Below are 20,221 nucleotides of genomic sequence, written 5' to 3'. Positions count from 1 at the left end.
TACATGGTGTTATAACTAACGTTTAGAAAGGTGGTAGCGCTCTCAATGTACAGCATACTGCTGGTAGACGATGAAAAAATGGAGCTCGAAATGCTCGCCGATTACGTTCGTTGGGGTGACATGAGTATTCGTGTTGCTGGCACAGCGAAGAACGGTAGAGAAGCGCTTCAGCGCATGGAAGAACTTCGACCTGATATCATTTTAACGGATGTCCGGATGCCTATTATGGATGGACTGGAATTCAGTAGACGAGCCAAGCAGATCAATCGTAATGTCCAAATCATATTTCTAAGTGGTCACGATGAATTTCACTATATTAAAGCAGCGCTTTCCGTTGAAGCGATCGGCTATTTGTTAAAGCCACTTGATATGGGCGAGCTTCAACTCCTCATGGAGAGAGTGAAACAGAAGTGCGAGGAATTCCGAATATCCTCACAGACCTCAGAAGTACTCAAAGAATCCTATCTGAGGGAGCTCGTACAGGAAAGTAGCCCCCTGGTTAGATCCCAATGGATTGAGAAACTAGTCTTGCTGCCATCTTCAATCCCTTCGAGCGGACTTTTTCAAATGATCTACCTAACCATTGACCCTGTGAGCCATTATGGCTTGGAGCTCGTAACACAGATTCGTAATTTCACACAGACGGAGATCCCTCGTTCCTTTCTCTGTCAAATGAAAGAAGGAACCTTCCTGCTTCTCTGCCACAAGCAAGATACAGCGCCACTCGAGCTATACCCTGCGGCGGAACGACTGATTCGCTATATCAACGACAGCAATAACGCGATTATTTCAATCGGCATTTCCGACGTTCAGATGGGATTAGATAGCCTATACGAACTATATGTCGGTGCCAGACGAGCGAATGAAAGCAAATTTTATTACGGATTGGGGACATGTACGAGGGCTGATCAAGCTGTCGAGCCGGTGTACAAAGAAGTGAACCCCGAACAGGCAATTGCTTCACTTTGTCATGCCATTTCCCACTTACAAGAAGCTGCCGCCAGCACTGTGATTCATGATTTTTTTAACGAAATGCGCTCCTCCAAAGTCGATCGGGACCTGGTCTGCTCAAGCTCACTGCGCCTTATTACCGCCATCGAGCAGCATTTTACCAATATTATCGGAGGCGACTCTGTGAATGCCATGTATGTCGACGATTGGAAAGGCATCGCGAATTATTCAACTATTAATGAAATTGAAAATCATATTTTGGGCGTCTGTCATGCCATCCTCTCCCTTATGAAAGAAAAGGACAAAGATAAGAATCTTCATATTATTCATCAAATCACTAGTCTTATCGACAACAGCTTCAGCAGACAGTTGACCATCGAGGATCTCGCGAAACAAGTGTATCTGTCACCCAATTACGTGCGAACTTTATTTAAGGAAAAAACGGGAGAAACGATACTGGAATATTTGACACGCATACGCATACATCATGCAGGAGAGATGCTCAAAGATAAATCCAAAAAAATCCATGAGATTGCCGCATCCGTTGGATACGAGAACGTCTCCTATTTTTGCTCAGTGTTTCAAAAGTTCAAAGGAACGACCCCTAACGAATACAGGAAAAAACAGTTATGAAGCAGCGACGATTGCCATGGCCACTCGGGTATGTAGCTAAAACGTTTCTTAATCTCAATTTAAACCGTAAATTATTCGCCGTCTTTTGCATCGTTTCGATCTTACCTTTATTGTTTTTCGTCAAATATTCCTATGACACCACCAAACAGGAATTAACAACACAAATCTATGCCAATATGATTGCAACGACCGATCAAATTAACACAAACTTAGAAACAAAGCTGGATTCTTATTCACAAATATCAGCTTCCATTTATTTGGATAATACGCTGCGTCTGCTATTAATTAAAGATTATTCCGAAGATGAAACAGAGTACTTAGATTCCTACATGTACTTCAATAATGTCATGAAAAATGTATTAGCAACGAATCCCGATATTCGGGCGGCATCCATCTACATAAGCAATACCACATTTCCTGCGGATAGCGTATATATTAAACGAATCGATGCTGCAGCCAAAGCAACCAATTGGTACGCATCTATCGCCAATTCTCATGGTAATGTGGCTTACAGCGTTTCCGCAAATACGGATGCCACTGAACCTGTCTTCACGCTAGCGCGTTTGCTCAATAACAACAGCCTTAACTTTCCTTACGGGATCCTTACGTTCGAAATTGCTGAAGCGGACATTTATCGGCTCATGGAGAAAGAAGATAAACAAAAAGATATTTATATCGTCAATGAGAATGGCAATATTTTATCCAACCGCAATAAAACACTTCTGAATCAAAATATCAATACCTTAATCTCCGGTACTTTCCGTGAGAATCAGTCAGGAAGCTTCGACAGCATGTACAATGGTGAGAAGTCACTCGTCGTGTACAACACGATTAAAAATGGCTGGAAAACGATATCCGTTATCCCCTACAAGAGCTTTATTTCGAATGCTCAAAAGGCATCCAAACGCGTTTTACTCATGGCTTTGAGCAGTATCGCGATCTCCGTGGTTTTAATTTATATCACCTCACGGTTCTTCACCAAACGTATTGAATCCCTGCTTCAAGTCATCCGGCGGGTTGAACGGGAAGATTTTAATGTCAATATGACATTTATGGGACATGACGAAATTGGACAGCTATCCTTTGCCTTCCACAAGATGACAGGACGCCTCAAAGAATTAATCAATGAGGTCTACAAGAAGGAAATTGCCAAGAAAGAAGCGGAAATGAACATGCTGCAAGCGCAAATCAATCCGCATTTTTTATATAACACGCTGGCTTCTATCTCCTCATTAGCTATTAAGCATGGGGATAACCGAATTAACGAAATGGTCTCACACCTCGCTAAGTTTTACCGAATTTCATTAAATAAAGGAAAAATGATTTTGCCCATTAGTGAAGAAATCAAACTCACCAAATATTACATCGCCATCCAACAGCATAGGTTTGAGGGACTGCTGAGACTTCATTATGATATTGATGATTCTGTACTGGTTTATCAGACAGTCAAGCTAGCCTTACAGCCATTTGTGGAAAATGCCATTAATCATGCCGTGTGGGACGATGAAGTCGGCCTTAATATTATCATTAAAGTATACCGAGATGATTGCGATATTTATCTGGAAGTGATCGATGACGGCATGGGTATGCGTGCCGAAACACTGGAACGTGCTCTCAATAAAACCGATAACATCTCGGGGTATGGGATTACGAATGTTGACCAGCGGATTAAATTAGCCTTTGGCGATGAATATGGTGTGATGCTGTACAGTAAGTTTGGAATTGGAACAAAGGCGCAAATTCGTATCCCTCTGCACGGTATTCATTCATAAGCATCATTGAAAAATGCGACTAATGAGAAAAAGGGGCTCTTGGGAGAGCCCCTTTTTCTCATCGCTATTTACTTGCCTTTTGGATGAAGTAATCGATGTCAGCAATAAGGATATCAGAGAATTCTTTGGTAATTTTCTTACCGACGGTTACCACTTGCACAAAGATTCGCAGCGCTTTTAATTGCAGAAGGGTCGCTTCTTTATTATGACTGCGAATAATCGCATCCACTTTGGCAAGCAACTCCTTGCCTTTGTCTGAAATGGTGATTGCACCATTCGCAACACCGATGTTGATGAGATCCAAGAAATGATTGGTATCGATCTGAACCTGAAGCGTATACGTACTCGCCGTTACATTGCCGGCCAGATCCGTCCCGATGATCTCGATGAGATGGTTTCCAACGGCTAAAGATGCAGGGGCAGCTTGAATTGGATTGCCCGTGGTTTTCTTATCCAGTTGAATCGTGCTATGACCTGTGCCGCTTAACGAATCCGTAATCTGAACTGGCAAGTTCAAAGGATCTGTCTGCCAAATGGTTAATGGACCGTTGATTCGAACAACGGGTGCTGTGCGATCGATGCCTGCCCTCACTTGCTTGGCTGCCTCGACATTGCCGTACCGATCCTTCGAACGATAATGAATGCTGTAAGCACCTTCTGTAGAAAGCGTCACAGGTCCATTAACCGTTACCCAATTTCCGCCATTGAGCTGGTATTCAGTCAACAGTATGCCAGAGCCTCCCGGTTGATCTACTGCGCTGAAAGTCATCTTAATATCTTTATTGGTAAACGTGTTGGAACCGCTGATCCCTTCCAAGATGACGTTTGTCGTAGGAGGTACGGTATCTAGCTGAAGCTTAAATAGTTTAGACTCAGCTGGCTTCAGGGTTACGTTCAGCATACCGCTCACCTTATCCTCGGCCCCTGTCCATAGATCCGTTCGCAGATAGTTACTGGTGCCATTCAAGCCAGCACGCGCCAAATCGATGGACTTCGTTGAAGCGGAAGCTCCGCTGTAATTGAAGACAGCCACATAGTAAGTTCCATTGTGATTCAGCACAAAAGTCTCGGCTGCATTCGCTCCCGTATTCCCTTCGACTGCTTGGAAAGCCTTGCCTAGTAAAGCGACTTGGTTGACTTCCTTGTTGGTCAATAATTCGTTCATGTAGGCCTGAGCCGTCTCATTATGAACATCATCCGAATTCAAGAACACCGTGCCCGAAATAACGGCGGAATTAACTCTGCTGCGTGCCTCGTCCATGGAACTTGCCCTCGACAATGACATATGATCTGGGTCTGTGTAGGGGTAAATCGTGCCATTTTGCCACCAACCATATGTGAGCGAGTTCAGCTCGTACTCGGTTTCACTGATTTTGCCATACACATCACAAGATATTCGACGGCTGTGCGCATATTGACTAGGGAATAACGGCGCAATCGACTCGCTAATGAACATGCTGCCATTAATGACATGATTCACGTACGCCATCCCTTGATTATACGCTTGAATACCAGTGGTCACCGTCGGATCAGCATGCTTGCCTTCCAAAGAACCGTGCGTTAAGAAATCCAGTTTAATATACGTGAAGCCTAAACCCTTAAATTTACCCAAAAAATAATCCATTCGTGCCTTCGTGCCCGGATGAGTCGGATCAAGTGCATAAGCGCCATCCAACGTAGGCAAAATCTTCCCCGTACTATCCCGCAATACGATGTCGCCGTAAGTATATTGATTGTTCGTCCCCTCAACTGTCTGGCTCATGTTCGTGCCCCAGTAGACGAAGGGTCCCCAATATATACCGGCTTGCTGACCATTTTCATGAATGGTTGTCACCGCATTACGCAGCTGCGTATCCGTTAAATTGTCCCAATAGGAGTCTAAGTTAATGTAGAGTGATCCCTTGTTGTTAAAAGATTTATTCTGCAAGTGCTCCTTGAAGTAGTTCGACGTATCGATAACATCTTGATAAGTGAGATCGCTGCCGTAGGCTCCCCAACTGTTCCACCCTACCGGAACTTCTTGGGCAACAGAGCCCTGGAAGCTTAATGGCGGAGCAAACACGGCGTTCGCACGCCCGTATTCCTCGAGACCGTCACGGTAATCGGCAAAGTAGCCGACAAACATAGTTGGTGATGTTACTTCCGTACCTGAAATGCTTCCGTGGGGCACCGTGTCGTGTGTAATGTTGGACGATGCTCCGCCATACACCGTGAGGTTATTCAATTTATTGTTAGACCCGTTCCAGGAAATACCCGTCTTCCACGTATCATGCGTAGCGGAGCCGATCACAAGTCCATTCCGATTAGCGTTATTGTAAATAGCCGTTACTTCATAACCAGTGTTCGACGTGTTGATCGATTGAGCCTTATACCGAATCCAATTATCATTATCAAAAGGGACAAATAGGGCTCGGTTATCCGCATAACTGCCAATGTCCACACCGCCCGTGTTGTTCACAACGATAGGAGCTATGGTATTTGTCGTCATGGATGCGGTATTTACAGCTTTTAACTGAGTCAGAAAGAAGTTCTTCCCTTCATACAGGGTATAGATTTGATGAAGCGTAGGTTTACCAGGCGCTTCGTTAATGACGGTGAAACGAAGACCTGTACCAAAACCGTCATGAATTGGCACGATCGCAGCGTCGGATAAGGTATGCTGTGGATAACTTTTGTTAGTGATGAGTTCATCCAATTGCAGACTGCCATAAACGCCTTTTACAATTTTGGCATCCTTCCATGCATAATCTGCCATACCGCTATCTGTATGGTACGTAATGGTTGTATCTCCATTCGAAAAAGTTGCACCATACGTATAACGCGTTACGGTGATGGCACCGTATTGTTTCGACTCACCGGGTACGCCAAGAGAGCTGTCGACGTTATCGTCATCGCCAGGATTCTGTACCATCTTCGGGCCAACAACAATTTTATCCAGATCAGGGGAGTAGCCGTTGCCGTCAGCGAACTGAATTGTATTGCTGCCAGCCACCAAAGCCAAAGGAATCACATACGTATTCACCGTGTTCCAGTCAGGTGTTTTGGGAAAATCATACGTCTCTGCAGATCCACCATTTGCACTGACTTGTACAGCGCGAGGATCGCCAGATATATAAGAAACGGTTACTTGATAATTCCCTGCTGAAGCCACTTCAACCCCATTAAATTGCAAGGAGCTGCCTTGATATAAGTTGCCGACTTTCTTACCTTCCGAGCAACTGCTGCAATTGGCAATACTTGCTTTGCCACCGAGTGTGTTCGTAGAAGCTTCTGCTTCATAGGTTAAGCTTTTGGGAGAAACAGAAATCTTATCGATATCAGGGGAGTACGAATTGCCATCGGATAAAAGGATTGTATTACTGCCCGCCTGTAAAGAAAGATCAACGTCATACGTGCCGACTGTATTCCAATCCGCCGTTTTGGGCAGATCATATAGCTCGGACGAGCCTCCGTTCGCACTAATTTGAACAGACCTAGGATCTCCTGAAATATAAGAGAGCTTCACCGTGTAGATACCGGGAGCATTCACCCCAATTTGATTGAATTGCAACGCGCTTCCTTGATATACATTACCGACTTTCTTGCCTCCTGAACACGAACCGCAATTAGATATGGAAGCTTTGCCAGTTAGCACATTGAGCACAGACTCTGCCTCGTAATGCTGAGCAAATACTGGTGATGGGTCGCCTCCGCCACCATCTCCAGGATTCTGCGTACCTGCAGGATTGATTACCACTTTGTCAATATCCGGTGCATACCAATTGCCGTCGTCAAATACGATTACATTCGTACCGGCATTCAGTTGCAGCGTAATATCAAAAGTGCCAACCGTGCTCCAATCCGCCGTTTTCGGAAAATCGTAATTTTCCGCGCTCCCTCCATTTACACGGATGTTCACCGAACGAGGATCGCCGGATATATAAGAAACCGACATCTTGTAGCTTCCAGCTTCGTTCACAGTAATACCGTTGAATTGAAGCGAACTTCCTTGATAGAGCCCACCTACCTTCTTACCACCAGAGCATCCGGTACAATCGACGATTGATGTGTTTCCAGCTAAAAGATTACCCGCTGCTTCTGCTTCGTAGCTCTGACCTTCCGCATACGCAGTTTGAACGCCCATACCCGCGTTGGCTGGCAGCGCCACTAATAAAAGCATGAACACAACTAGCCATATCGCAATCCTATCCCTCATAACATCTCTCCTTGTACAATGAAATTTCATTCATGTCTATTATAGGAAGGAAATCAGAGAGATCTCTACGCGATTATTTTCAGAAACATACCGTTATCTAACAGACTTTGTAGATTGCAGGATTACTAAAAAACACCGCGCAACTTATTCATTAATAAGTTGCACAGTGTTTGTTTTCTTTTCATTTCCGCGTTTCTTTTGTTGATGCTCCGACTAGTTCCTCGATCTACTTGCTTTTTCTGTTGTATCTACAACAGAATTTCTTCTATCCTAGTGCACCTCAATTGCACTACTTTTCTGTTGTATCTACAACAGATTTTCTTCTTCCCTAATGCACCTCAATTGCCCTGCTTTTCTGATGTAGATACAACAGAATTTGCTCTACCGTAGTGCACTCCAAGTTCCCTGCTTTTCTGTTGTATCTACAACAGAATTTCTTCTACCCGTAGTGCACTCCAAGTGCCCTGCTTTTCTGTTGTATCTACAAGAGAATTTTCTCTACCCGTAGTGCACTTCAAGTGCCCTGCTTTTCTGTTGTATCTACAACAGAATTTGCTCTACCCTAGTGCACCTCAATTGCACTACTTTTCTGTTGTATCTACAACAGATTTTCTTCTTCCCTAATGCACCTCAATTGCCCTGCTTTTCTGATGTAGATACAACAGAATTTGCTCTACCCCAGTGCACTCAGGTGCTCTGCTTTTCTGTTGTAGATACGACAGAATTTCATTTAAACGCTGCTTATCACTTAATCTTTAACACATTTTGAATATGCTGGTAGACATCCTCATTAATCATCGCATCAAGATCATGTTCAAACATGTTAATATCGAGGAATTTACCATTTGCAAATTCATACCTAAAGATCGATATGCCAGACCCAATATCCTTGGTGTTGCCTAGTTTGTGTATTAATTCTTTGTACGACATGTCCTTTGTTATTTGCTTCAATTGAGACAACGTTATTTTTCGTATCTCAGTTGTTAGTACTGGAGGTTCGGTACTATTTGACGGAGTCAAATGATTAGAGCACCCGAGTAAAACTGTCATTAGAGTAACAAAAAATAAAATACATACATTTCGCCGAATATGCATCGCACTGTCCCCCTCATTTCGATTTCACTATTTTATCTTTGTTACTTGTCATCCAGATGGCATCATTTTTCTCAATGGTTTGTCTTAGTTGAATGGATCCTAGGAACGTCTTCCTGCTAGTTAAGATTACTTTTCCATCTGTTTTGAAAACGATGTTCTCCAATTCAATTGCCATGCCACCAAATATTTTTTTTGCTAAATTGGTCTCTATATCAGAATATTCCCCTTCCTCCACTTCAACTTTGCTGATTTGCTTTAGGTAATTTAATAATTTCAATTTTTCATCCATGTTGAGTTCTAAATTATCTGTTTTAACTAATAAATAAGTCATCTTGGCATTATTATAAAAATTAGCGTCTTGATCAAAAATCGTTTTGAAGGCAACTTTGTATATGTCCAAATAGTCATTCTTATTAATTATTTGCGTTTGTGTACATCCAACTAAGAGGATTACCAATAGAAATAATACGACTACCTTTTGCGATAATTGATTCATCCTAATCATTTGCTCTCCCTCTGTCTCGCATTTAACAATCGCTCCCTGACAGTTAGACGTCCCTTTTTTACAAAAGTTCCATAATTAAACAACTATATTTTGTAATATACTTAGTTTATCTCTATACTTATTCTAACAACTTTATTTCACTCATTTTAAACAAGGGGAATACCATTATGCACATATCTGACATGCAAAAGCATATTCAACAATTCAGTATCGAGAAGGGCTTCGATTCGTCCACTGTGGAACAAAGAGCACTATATTTGGTGACCGAAGTAGGTGAGATGGTCAAGGAACTACTGCATCTTTCCTATCATCCGGACCACGAAAACAAAGAAGATATTAAAAAGAACCTCGGCTTAGAGATGTACGATGTGGTATGGAATATCTGTGATCTCGCCAATAAATTGGAAATCGACCTTGAAAAGTCCTTTGCGATGAAAATGGAAATAAATAAGGATCGCACTTGGTAGAGTCAAAAAAACGCTCATCCACCTGCTCAGTTGAGCAAGGGGATGAGCGTTTTTCCTACTCTTCAATTAGCTTTCGTTGATAAAATTCAGCTGTTGCAGCATTCGCTTCAGCATGACAGTTGCTTGAGCTCGAGTAGCCTCTGCTAAAGGTTCAAATTCTGTATCCGACACTCCGCTCAAAATATTCGTAGCTACAGCCTCATCAACTGCTGCGGCCGCCCAGTCGGAAATGGCATTCCGATCGCTGAATCGAGATAGATCCTGCACTGGGGTAACAGCTGCTTGTTCCGTTCCCCGAACAATCCTCATAGCTCTAACGATCATGACGGCCATCTGTTCACGCGTTAGCGTTCCTTCTGGGTGAAACGTACCATCAGCATAACCGTCGATCAGACCTGCCTTCACAGCGGCACCGATCGCCCCAGCAAACCAATCCTCACGAGTAATATCTGTGAAGTGAAACGCTTTGAGCTCCTCTGAAAGACCGAGTCCCCGTATCAATAGCGCCACGAATTCAGCTCGAGTCATGCTCCGTTCTGGAGCAAAATCCATCTTCGTGACACCATGCACGATTTGTTTGGAGGCTAGCAGCTCAATATCCGTTCTTGCCCAGTGATCCACAAGATCTGTGAAGGTTTTTTGTGACTCAGCGATCGCATATATACTGTTGCCATTACGCAACATGGTGGCCGTCGTCTTCCCGTCTTCCACCTCAAACGTGGCAGGAACGAATGTCATGCTGCCACTTATCGGATCATAGTGCAGAACCGTGGACTGCGCACTATTCACCGTGTTCCCAATTACAACTGTACGTGAAACGTACAGTTTGCCGTAACTGTCAATGGCTTGCGTCTTGCCATTGCCTTCCACGCTGACACGGAAATCGACGGGTACAGTCAATAGCTGGATCCCAGCGTGCCGAGCACTTTCCTCGATCGCTTGTTTTTCTGCCCCATTAACGGGCACTATCGTAATCCTAACTTGTACATCTTTCAGCTCAGCACCCAGTGATTTGACCACTTCCTCCAGCTGGATTGCCTGAATGGGCAGCACATATCCGTAGATGCCTCCTTGGATAGAAAGATCTACGAAAGGTTTCGCGCGAGCTGCGTTTGCGAGTACACTCCCTGGCAAGCTGAGCGTCAATCCCTCATCTGCAGCGATGACTTGAATCGTAAGTGTCTCTTGCTCCTCCCCTTGCAGCATGGCAAAAGCCTGCTCTAACATTTCTGAGCCGACATGAAAGTTAGCAACAGCAGGACCTTCCACAGTCACTGGCTCCTTATCAACGATGACTTTCACGCCGTCAATATCACTTACAAGTTCTGAACGAGTAGGTGTGGAGGGAGCTGATTGAGTACCTGACTTGGTTGGCCCCACACTTTGCTCATCGGAATCTCCCCCGCCAATAGTAGACGGGGGTGTTGTATCCATAATGTCAACAGCTAGCATGGCATTCGTTCCTGCATTGAATTGGAAGTTCAGCGATAAAGAACCTACAGCTTGCGCCATCAGATAAGCTTTTTTCAACGTAATTTGATTGCCAAGCACCGTATAGTCTGTTCCTTCAACAAGCGCTACACTTCCATTACTTATCCCCTCAAGTAGGTTACCATTCAACGATAGCGAGACACTACTATCTTTAAATTCGGTGCTGCTGCTATTTTTATCAAATACTGCCGAGGTAGGATTGACTACAGAATTTTGAATTGCGTTATTAAAAGCATGCACAACCACTTCAAGATAAGGCTGCGTATTCGTATTCTCACTGGCGTACACATAGATTTTTCGCCCTACGAGTACCTCCTCAACAAGCGCCAGATCGAGCGTGGTACTGGTTTTTAACCTTTCCTTCGTATATTTGGTAATATCGAAACTCCTATCGGCTTCTACGTTCGTATACCGAGTTGCCTCTGTAATGGCCTTTCCAAGCGCTGGTTTACTCGCATAATGAACCGTTCCTTCCTCCCAATCACTTAGCACTGGTTTCAGTACCGTATCGACAAAGGTACCGCTGGAATCATCGACTTTTCCAGTGGCATGGAATTTGACAGATGCAATCTCGCCAGCAATGCCACTTAAATCAAATGAGAAGTAAGCCTCACGATAATCATCGCCGCCTGCATTTTTCACATTCAGTTTGGTATCGTTGCCATAGGCATCTTCCTGATACATGCCGGATCGAACGAACGTATCTTTGCTCGCAAGCTTTGTAAGCACGGTCGGGTTAGCGGATGGCACCAAAACCTGTAAGGTCGCAGTTTTACTAGTACCGCCTACGGTAACCACAGCGGTAATCTCCGCAGTTCCTGGACTTATTCCCGTTACACTCCCTGCGCTATCCACGGTCGCCACTTGTTCGTTGCTGCTGTAGAATAACACACTCGTCGGGCTAAGCACCGCAGCCCCTTGATCGTCTAACGTTGCTGTCAATGCCGGTGCGGCAGTAGTACCCGCTCCTACAACGATAAAGCTTGTTGCAAAAGCAGTCGAAGCCAGCGACGGAACTGAAAAGTGCTCCACAGCAACAGCATCATCATAACCGAAGGTGATTACATGCGTTTTACCAGGGTCGGCGGTCGTGTCCACTTCGAACTTGATGGTCGGTGATAGCTGAAGTACAGTTATTGTACTGTCCTTACTAATCACTTCCGTCCCCTGCTTCTTAATCTCAAAGCTGATTCTATCCTGTTTCTGCGTCGGATCGGAGACAGCCAACGCCAATTGTTCATTGGTTTCCTTCAGCATCACGGACGAAGGATGATTGGCTTTTACATGATCCATCGTGCCTCTCTTCCAGAAATTGATACCCGTGATGTCCAGTGTGCTGTCTTTTACTGCTTGAATTTCCGGCGTATTGGACAGTACGACTACGTCAGGATTCGCACTGTAAGCAGCAACCGCAGCGGCATCTTTCTTAGGCAGCTGGATGTAGCTGTAGTCGGCATCCTGCGGTGCGATCCCATGCGGCATCCAGAGCGTCATATAGTTCCGCGTATGCCAGAGATGGAAGAAATCAAAGCTGGCCATCACTTCTGTGTTGGTCTCTATACCACTTTGTGCAAAGAGTCCCATTTTCAGCCCCATATTAAGCCGATCTGTACCTGCCATAGCGTTGGTGAACGTATACAGTGGCGTTCCCCAAGCTGTTTCGCTGCTGCTGGCGTATACCGAATAGCGGTCATCGCTCTTATCGATTTTCAAAAAGACGTCTCCAGTCAGGTTAAGAGGGAAATCAACCACTTGGGAGACCCCGTCAACTTCATTGACAGCGATTACTCGGCTACCTTGCGAGGTCATTCCCTTTGACAGCGACACGTAGTTATCATCATCTTTTCGAATCAAAAGCCCCGCTTCCTGCCCTGACTGTGTAGGTGTAATATCCAGAGAAGTGGTGACAAAAAAATCTTCCTTAGGCGCTGAAGTCTGGAAGAGATTGAACGTAGAATTTGCGTTCCCCCTTAAGCTCCCCTGCTGTGATTTGATCTGCAACTTCGTGCCCGTTAGCGCATTGTGCGTCTGATTCTCTCGGATCCATCCCCAATTCGTAGCTCGATTGGTGCTATTGAATTCATCATCGCCCGGAAAGAAAAACTTCTCGTTTATCGCTTTCGATTTACCTTCCCTTTCTTCTCGCAGCATCTCTACATTCGCGCCGTTAGGAAAGACATAGCCTCCTGTGCCGTCTAGATGCATCCAATGCGTACCTTCTTTTGTAACTTGTTGGCCCATAGGTGAAGTATCCACGCTGCCATCAACGGTAAGGACATTATCCCCATTGGCATTCAACGGGCGATTCTCCACAATCGTCTCGATGGGTCGATCGGAAGTGCTAGTGATCCCTGCGCCAAGTGCAACGATCTCATCATCAAACATAAACCATGACTTCTTCGCTGATACATCCATATCCCCATAATCATGTTGTTTGAAGTCCATACCGGCTGTCCCGTACGTACGGTCCAGTGAGACACCGCCAGTCCAGCTGGTCTCCATTAACTCGCCGTCACCAGCGAACTTGCTGACATCCACATAAGGCCGATTCGCGGATGTGGATGCGGGGCGATTCACATCCCGATCGACCGTAATGCCAGGCAATCGGCTTGGATCAGCCGTTGTCCAGAATAGGGCTAAATAATCCAATGGATCTAGATACAGCTGTGTCATGCCATCCGCCTCATACCAGCCCTTCAAATTCTCATTGCTAACGGTTTCATAGTTAGCCATGCGATCGGAGTGCATCGAAATGCTATACAACCAGTCGTCGCCTCGGTGAACGACATTATCCTGATTGTAGAAAAGAAAGTTGCCTGCTGGTGGCGTATAAGCCTCGACCGTCTCGTCATTAAGAATGCTCTTTGCTTTTTGCATATTCCAGATGTTCGCGTTACTTAGAAATGCTCGAACATTGGCGTTCTCAATATGATATTTGATCGCACTTTTTTGCTTCTCAACATAAGGATTGCCAGCCAATTCAACTTGCGTCAATAGCGCATTCAGGACAGCATACCCGCCAAACGTGTACTCCCGGGAAATTTCCCTGCCGTCAATCGCGTTAATCATTTGCCCTTTGTACAGATTGGGCTCGAACGCTTCAAAGTACCAGTCGAAAATATTCGCCTTCTGCGAGTCCTCATTGTCCCACTCACTACCACTAACCAGCCATAGAGTATCGGTGATATCCTGGAGAAGTGCTTTTCCGTATGCACCTGCATAAGGGAAATAGTCATGTTGGATGAATGAACCATCCTCATAAAAGCCATCCCCAGCCATGACATTCGGGAAAACCTCCGTCAATCCATCGGAGCCTGCTTGAATGCGGCTGCTTTGCTTACCAGTAATCCCTCTTAGAATCATAACCTTGCTGACAAAAACCCGATTAGCGCCGGTTCGAGTGACCGTAGGATTAAACTTATCAATCGCTCTATTTAATTTCGTGATCAAATCGGGATGTGCACTATAAGGAATCGTTTCGTAGAGCAAAATCATAGAATCATTGATATTGTTCGGCACATTAACCAGCCAGTCAAACCAATTATCATATTGGCTTTTATTTTCGTTATAGCGAAGCAGATAAAACTGGTTCCAGCTCTCCAGCATGTCGTGCAGAAGTGCCTCTTCTTGGTAATAAGCAGAGCCATAGGTCGCCCATGCTTTAGCCATCGTTCTTAATCTGGAGGACATCGTGCTTAATTCAACCGACTTGGTCGTCGACGTCAAATCCAACCACGTGTAGGTCGTTTTATTCATAGATGCCCAAAGGTTCTTGGTGTCAGCATCGAGCGTTCGAATAATCTGTTGGTTATCGGGATCATTCACATCATAGGAATTGTCCGGATCGTAGCCGCTCATCTTCTTGGCATACTTGATTCTCAAGGTGTCGTACGCATCCTGAGCCGTAGGGTACACTCGGACCAAGACAGACGCCGATTCCCTCGTTACGCCGTCCAACGTGACGATCGCTTTGACTCTCGCTGAACCTGCATAAACGGCATTCGCGACATTCGTGCCTCCGCTGCCCAAAGCAATGTTTTCGCTATTACTCACATATGTAATCGCTGCTTGGGTTAAATCAGCCGTTTCCCCATTCTTCCTTGTAGCACTTATGGAAAACACAACCGACTGTCCTGGTTTTATCGTATCTGTGCTTGGCGATAGAACCACTTCTTTAAGGACATTCGGCTGCTCGTATACGAAGGTAAACGGGGTTCCCGATGAGAGATTGCCCGCCAAGTCTCTTGTCTTAATCGTAAACGTATAAGACTCCCCTACGTTGAGGTGAGGCGCTTGAAAGGTACCGATACCTTTCGCTACCGTCCCTAGAAGCGTCGTCCCCTCATAGATGTTAACGCCGGCATAATCAACATCCCCAGGATCGGACCAGGACAATGCATACTCACCATTCCTTAATCCGCCCGATACATTGGAGACTTCTGCAGGTGCGATGCCATCTGCCGTTAGCAATACGCTTGCAGATCTGGTTACGCCTTCTAGCGTAACGGAGGCTGTGATCGTCGCGCTCCCACTCGATACTGCTCTTGCAACGCCGACCGTTGCGTCGTCAATGACAAAGTGAGTACTATCGCTCGTATACGTGACGGTGGCACTGGATAAAAGAGCAGGCGTATTCGTGTCCATCGTCCCTGATATCGTCAGATTAGCTGATTGTCCCAAACCTAACGAAGTGTGGTCAGTGACTACTGATACCGCTTTCAAAGAAGGTGTGCCGTGGATAACCAAATACGGCCTAGCTTTATGTCCAGGCGTATCCTCAATGGTTGTGGTACGCGATTCAATCTTAATCAGAGCATTCGAGCCTGTCAGAGCAAAGGTTGCCTTTTTATCCGTAGCAAGTTGACTCTGAATATAGGAGGTCATATCCAAACTGCGCCACCCAGCCGCAGTACTGCTTGGAAATATCATAGAACCAATTAGATTTACTCCTGGTCCTGGCTTTGAATTCCATGTCAAGGCGCTCTCGCTCCAATTGTCACCTGTTGGCGTATCTACCCCATAGACCTTGGCGGTCACCGTATTGGTTGCGCTTTCACTATTCTTGCCAAATAAGAACAGTTCTGCCGATGTAATATGCTCCGGATAATTAGTGAGATCAAACTGTAAATATGCCTCCCTAGGCGATGTTGTATTCGTTTCCTTCACATTCAAATAACCTGCTTTACTCGCTTCTCCGCCATTTGGCAAATTGCTGTAATCGGGATTTACGGGGCTAGGCGGAGTCTTCCTGACAAAATTATCTTGAACATTCATGACCGTGTAGGATTGTTCGGATGCATGAGCGAACGGCACGCCGAATCCGCTAAACAATTGACTCACGAGCGCCAAAGCTAACCCGACTGTCAAACACTTTCTGACCTTACTTATCATCTAAACTCCTCCCTTTTTTACAATGGAGAGGCAGCCCATAGTACAGGACTGCCCCTTCCGAATGTTGTATCCACCTTATTTTTTCACCTTTGCATACCATTCCCTTGACCGCTTAGTTACTTCCTCACCGCCGGATTTATTCCACTTCTCGACGAACTCATCAAATTTACTGATGGGATATTGGCCTAAGATAATCTTAGTCGCATACTCGACATACAGCGTACGATTGTTTATATCTGCAAAGCCTTCGTACACACTAGCAGGCAATCCGTCTCCAGCAATCGTTTTTACGTATTTCTGATTCTCCGCCATATTTCTCGTATTCTGACCTAACGCCCATTCACGCTCAGCTGAAGTGGCCGACTTCAATAGATTCGTTTTATATGCCAGCGTATCGAGATCGTTAAAAGGTTGGAACAGCTTATTCTCTTGCGTGCTTTTATCCGGAGCGATCGACACTTTCTTACCATCTTTAACCGTATGGTGCATACCCTCAGCGCCATAGAAAAGATTTTCCCACTTACTTTTGTCATACAGATTATTTAACAGTTTCATGGTAGCCATCAGCTTTTTCTGATCCTTATTGTTCTTAACGACCCAGATTGGACTTCCCATTTTCTTCTGCGTGTAGAAACCTTTGAATCCCGGCACTTCCGGAACTGGGAGCACAGCGTAGTCGCCTTTTACGTTTGTGTTTTTAGAAATTTTCTCAATATGTCCGCCAGCATCTTCCACCCAGTGATAGTACAAACCTACTTTATCGGAGTCGATTTTACCGTCCCATTGGGCTTTGTTGTTTAATAAAGTTTCCTTATCCAGCAAACCGTCTTTATACAGCTTGGCAGCAAACTCCAACGCACCTTTCATGTTCGGTGTCACTGCGGAATACGTCATCTTCCCGTCGTAGATGTCCCAGTCCGGCTTGCCTTCATTCATCGCTACACCGTACATGCCGAAAATGTGATCCATCCAGGCCGCTTGCTCGCGCCCACCTGTCGGTATCTCATCCTTCTTGCCGTTGCCATTCGGATCCTTATCGCGGAATGCTTCCAACACCTTCACAAAATCATCCTGCGTTTTGGGCATCGCGAGCCCCAATTTATCCAACCAGTCTTTGCGAATCAACCCGCCCATGCGACCGTAATCTAATACCCCAGGTACATAATAAATGCGACCTTGTCCGGTAGGGTCATTTGCTTTTACAATATCCCACACATCCTTCGGAACTGCATTCCACAGGTTCGGCGCATATTTGGGAATGAGTTCCGTCAGATCAGCAATCGCGCCATTCTTGGCTAAGCTTGCTTCCATGCCTTGCTGCGGAAGAAACATATCTGGCATTTCATTGGCTGCAATTTTTAAATTGAGTTGATTGAGATACGATGTCCCGCCGTTCCATTCCACATAAGGATGGATAATGCCAACGCCGAGTTCTTTTTTATAAAATTCATACAACGTGCTGCCCTTCTCAATCGGTTTAAAGCCTAGATTTGAATACCATACTTCTAGATTTACGATTTCCTCCGGAGCAGCGCTGCCAGTCGGGTTTTGAGACTGACCTTGCGTGACTGCTTCTTCCTTCTTGGCGCAGCCAGCGAATACGGATACTGATAATGCTGCAGTTATTGTAAGCAAACTAAGCTTTTTCCATAACATGTTGTATTCCCCCATTTGATTGTAGTTGTATTTGATAGCCCTACGGACTCCTAAAACGAAGTAGTAATTACCCTTTTACCGAACCAATCATAGCACCTTTGACAAAATACTTCTGTAAAAAAGGATAAACCAAAATAACTGGAATGATGGCAAAAACGACCGTTGCGGATTTCAGCGTGCGTTCGTTGTAGTTAATGTCCATAATCGATTCAACAAAAGGCATTTCATTCGGATCAGTAATAAATTGCCTAATCTTCAGCTGAAGAGGAAACCATTCCGGATTTTGAATAAAGAAAAGCGGATGCTGGAACTGGTTCCACACGACTACGCCATAGAACAGCGCTAGCGTTGCAAGGACCGCCTTAGACAACGGAAGTACGAAATGGAACAATAACCGGAAATAACCACAGCCCTCCATGAAAGCCGCCTCTTCCAATTCCTTCGGAAATTGCTTGAAGAACGTTCGCATAATAATGAGATTAAAAGGATTTAGAATATGCGGAATAACTAGCACTAGCGGGTTATTATACAAACCGATACTGCGAACCGTTAGAAAATAAGGCACAATTGGCGCCTTGAACACCATCGTGATCACTACAGCAATCATCAGAATGCCTGCGGGCAAAAACTCCTTTTTGGATAATGGGAACGCCAATAGTGCCGTTACGAGCAGGGCAAGCGATGTCCCAACAACCGTGGTTACCAGTGTCAGAATGAAGGAACGCCACAGGTCCCATCGGACTAGCAGATATGACCAGGAATCCAAGGTAAATTCTTTCGGCCAGATCGTTACCAGATTCAAGTCAACAGCTCGGCTGGAGCTGAAGGAAATAGAGATAACGGAAAGCAGCGGGATCAGAGCGATTATCGAGAAGACACATAGGCACACTAGGATGGCAATTTCAAAACCTTTTTCTGCTTTGGACATAGGCATAGTTACCAGAGCCCCCCATCCGAAACTTTCCTCGACAATCGATTAAAGGTATAGACCAAAATGAATCCGATAACCGATTGGAACAGGCCAACTGCTGTCGCGAAACTGTACTGAGCCTGCTGAATCCCCGTTCGGAACACATACGTATCTAGAATATCGCCTGCGCTGTAAGTCATCGGTGTCAGAAGGTTATACACATGATCGAAGCCCAACTCCATAAAATTACCGATCTCTAGCAAAAACAACACGAGAATCGTCGGCAGCAGTAGCGGAAATGTCACATGTCTCATTTGCTTGAATCTGGAAGCGCCGTCCATCATTGCTGATTCGTACAACTGGGGATCAATCGAGCTGATTGCCGCCATATATACGACTGTCCCCCACCCCGCATCCCTCCAGAGCCCCGTAAGTACATAGATCGGACGAAAGTATGCGCTTTCTTGCATAGCCAGAATGGGATCATGACCGAACCAACCCATCACAATATTAAACAATCCATTTACAGCGAACAGATCAAATGCAATACCTGCAACAATAACCCATGATAGAAAGTGGGGGATGTATAAAGCGGTTTGAATTCCTTTCTTCAGTGCTGCTTTCCTGACCTCATTAATCATTAAGGATAAGAAGATTGGAATGGGAAATACGAAGAGCGTTTTTAAGAAGCCTAAAATTAGCGTATTCGTAAACACCCTGGTAAAATCCGGATAGTGAAGCAAGGTCTTAAAGTGTTTGAAACCGACCCATGTACTGTCCGCAAATCCTTTGAACACCGAGTAATCTTGGAAAGCGATGAGCGATCCGGTTAACGGAATGTACTTAAAAATGAGAATAAATGCGACGCCAGGGACGGCCATGAGATAAAGTGGCCAATACTTTCGCATATTGTGCCATAGCAGAAAAGCCGAAAGAAATCCCGTTCGCCTTGCCACGACCTCCTTGCCAGTTGCAGACATTGTTCGATTCATGTTGCTTTCTCCACTTCCTTTTTGATTTCTGTATCTACTGAATCCGTTTTCATGTTAAAAATATACCTAGATTTCAGAGGAAGTACAAAGGGGGATTTTTAAGTTTCCACTAGGTCACTTTTAAGTTTTCAACAAAAAAAGCACTCGATTTTTCCATCACTTG

At 45.0% G+C, this 20,221-nt stretch carries 9 protein-coding genes; 3 read left to right on the top strand and 6 right to left on the bottom strand.

Annotated elements, in window-relative coordinates; all coding sequences use genetic code 11:
* Positions 1 to 45 precede the first annotated feature (45 nt).
* Positions 46 to 1,584 (top strand): response regulator transcription factor, encoded by a 1,539-nt coding sequence (locus AC58QT_RS20080; RefSeq protein ID WP_497410560.1) that lies wholly within the window; start codon positions 46 to 48, stop codon positions 1,582 to 1,584.
* Entirely contained in the window at positions 1,581 to 3,356 is a 1,776-nt protein-coding gene (locus tag AC58QT_RS20075; RefSeq protein WP_497410559.1) for a cache domain-containing sensor histidine kinase, read from the top strand. Before AC58QT_RS20080 ends, AC58QT_RS20075 begins: the two co-directional genes overlap by 4 nt.
* Before the next feature lie 64 nt (positions 3,357 to 3,420).
* Here AC58QT_RS20075 and AC58QT_RS20070 read toward each other — a convergent pair whose 3' ends face one another.
* Both AC58QT_RS20070 and AC58QT_RS20065 read right to left on the bottom strand, forming a co-directional pair.
* On the bottom strand, positions 3,421 to 7,551 hold the full coding sequence (locus tag AC58QT_RS20070) for a carbohydrate-binding protein (RefSeq protein ID WP_497410558.1): 4,131 nt from the start codon (positions 7,549 to 7,551) through the stop codon (positions 3,421 to 3,423).
* A gap of 1,108 nt (positions 7,552 to 8,659) precedes the next feature.
* Positions 8,660 to 9,142, bottom strand: a complete 483-nt coding sequence (locus AC58QT_RS20065) for a hypothetical protein (RefSeq protein WP_497410557.1) — start codon at positions 9,140 to 9,142, stop codon at positions 8,660 to 8,662.
* A gap of 176 nt (positions 9,143 to 9,318) precedes the next feature.
* On the opposite strand from AC58QT_RS20065, the gene AC58QT_RS20060 reads away from it, so the two are divergent.
* Positions 9,319 to 9,618 (top strand): MazG nucleotide pyrophosphohydrolase domain-containing protein, encoded by a 300-nt coding sequence (locus AC58QT_RS20060; RefSeq protein WP_497410556.1) that lies wholly within the window; start codon positions 9,319 to 9,321, stop codon positions 9,616 to 9,618.
* Between the two features lie 66 nt (positions 9,619 to 9,684).
* Here AC58QT_RS20060 and AC58QT_RS20055 read toward each other — a convergent pair whose 3' ends face one another.
* The 4 genes from AC58QT_RS20055 to AC58QT_RS20040 all read right to left on the bottom strand — a co-directional run bounded on the left by AC58QT_RS20055 (position 9,685) and on the right by AC58QT_RS20040 (position 19,974).
* Positions 9,685 to 16,500: a polysaccharide lyase family 8 super-sandwich domain-containing protein gene (locus AC58QT_RS20055; protein WP_497410555.1), complete on the bottom strand. Its 6,816-nt coding sequence runs from the start codon at positions 16,498 to 16,500 to the stop codon at positions 9,685 to 9,687.
* 75 nt (positions 16,501 to 16,575) lie between these two features.
* Positions 16,576 to 18,156 (bottom strand): type 2 periplasmic-binding domain-containing protein, encoded by a 1,581-nt coding sequence (locus tag AC58QT_RS20050; RefSeq protein WP_497410554.1) that lies wholly within the window; start codon positions 18,154 to 18,156, stop codon positions 16,576 to 16,578.
* Between the two features lie 67 nt (positions 18,157 to 18,223).
* Positions 18,224 to 19,090, bottom strand: coding sequence for a carbohydrate ABC transporter permease (locus AC58QT_RS20045; protein ID WP_497410553.1), 867 nt, complete (start codon positions 19,088 to 19,090; stop codon positions 18,224 to 18,226).
* A 2-nt stretch (positions 19,091 to 19,092) separates the two neighbouring features.
* The gene (locus tag AC58QT_RS20040) at positions 19,093 to 19,974 is read right to left on the bottom strand and encodes an ABC transporter permease (RefSeq protein ID WP_497410576.1); all 882 of its coding nucleotides are present in this window, start codon (positions 19,972 to 19,974) and stop codon (positions 19,093 to 19,095) included.
* Positions 19,975 to 20,221 lie beyond the last annotated feature (247 nt).

The sequence above is a fragment of the Paenibacillus sp. J31R109 genome (assembly GCF_059692055.1).
Note: the sequence above shows the minus strand (reverse complement) of the source record. Positions and strands in the feature narration are given on the sequence as shown.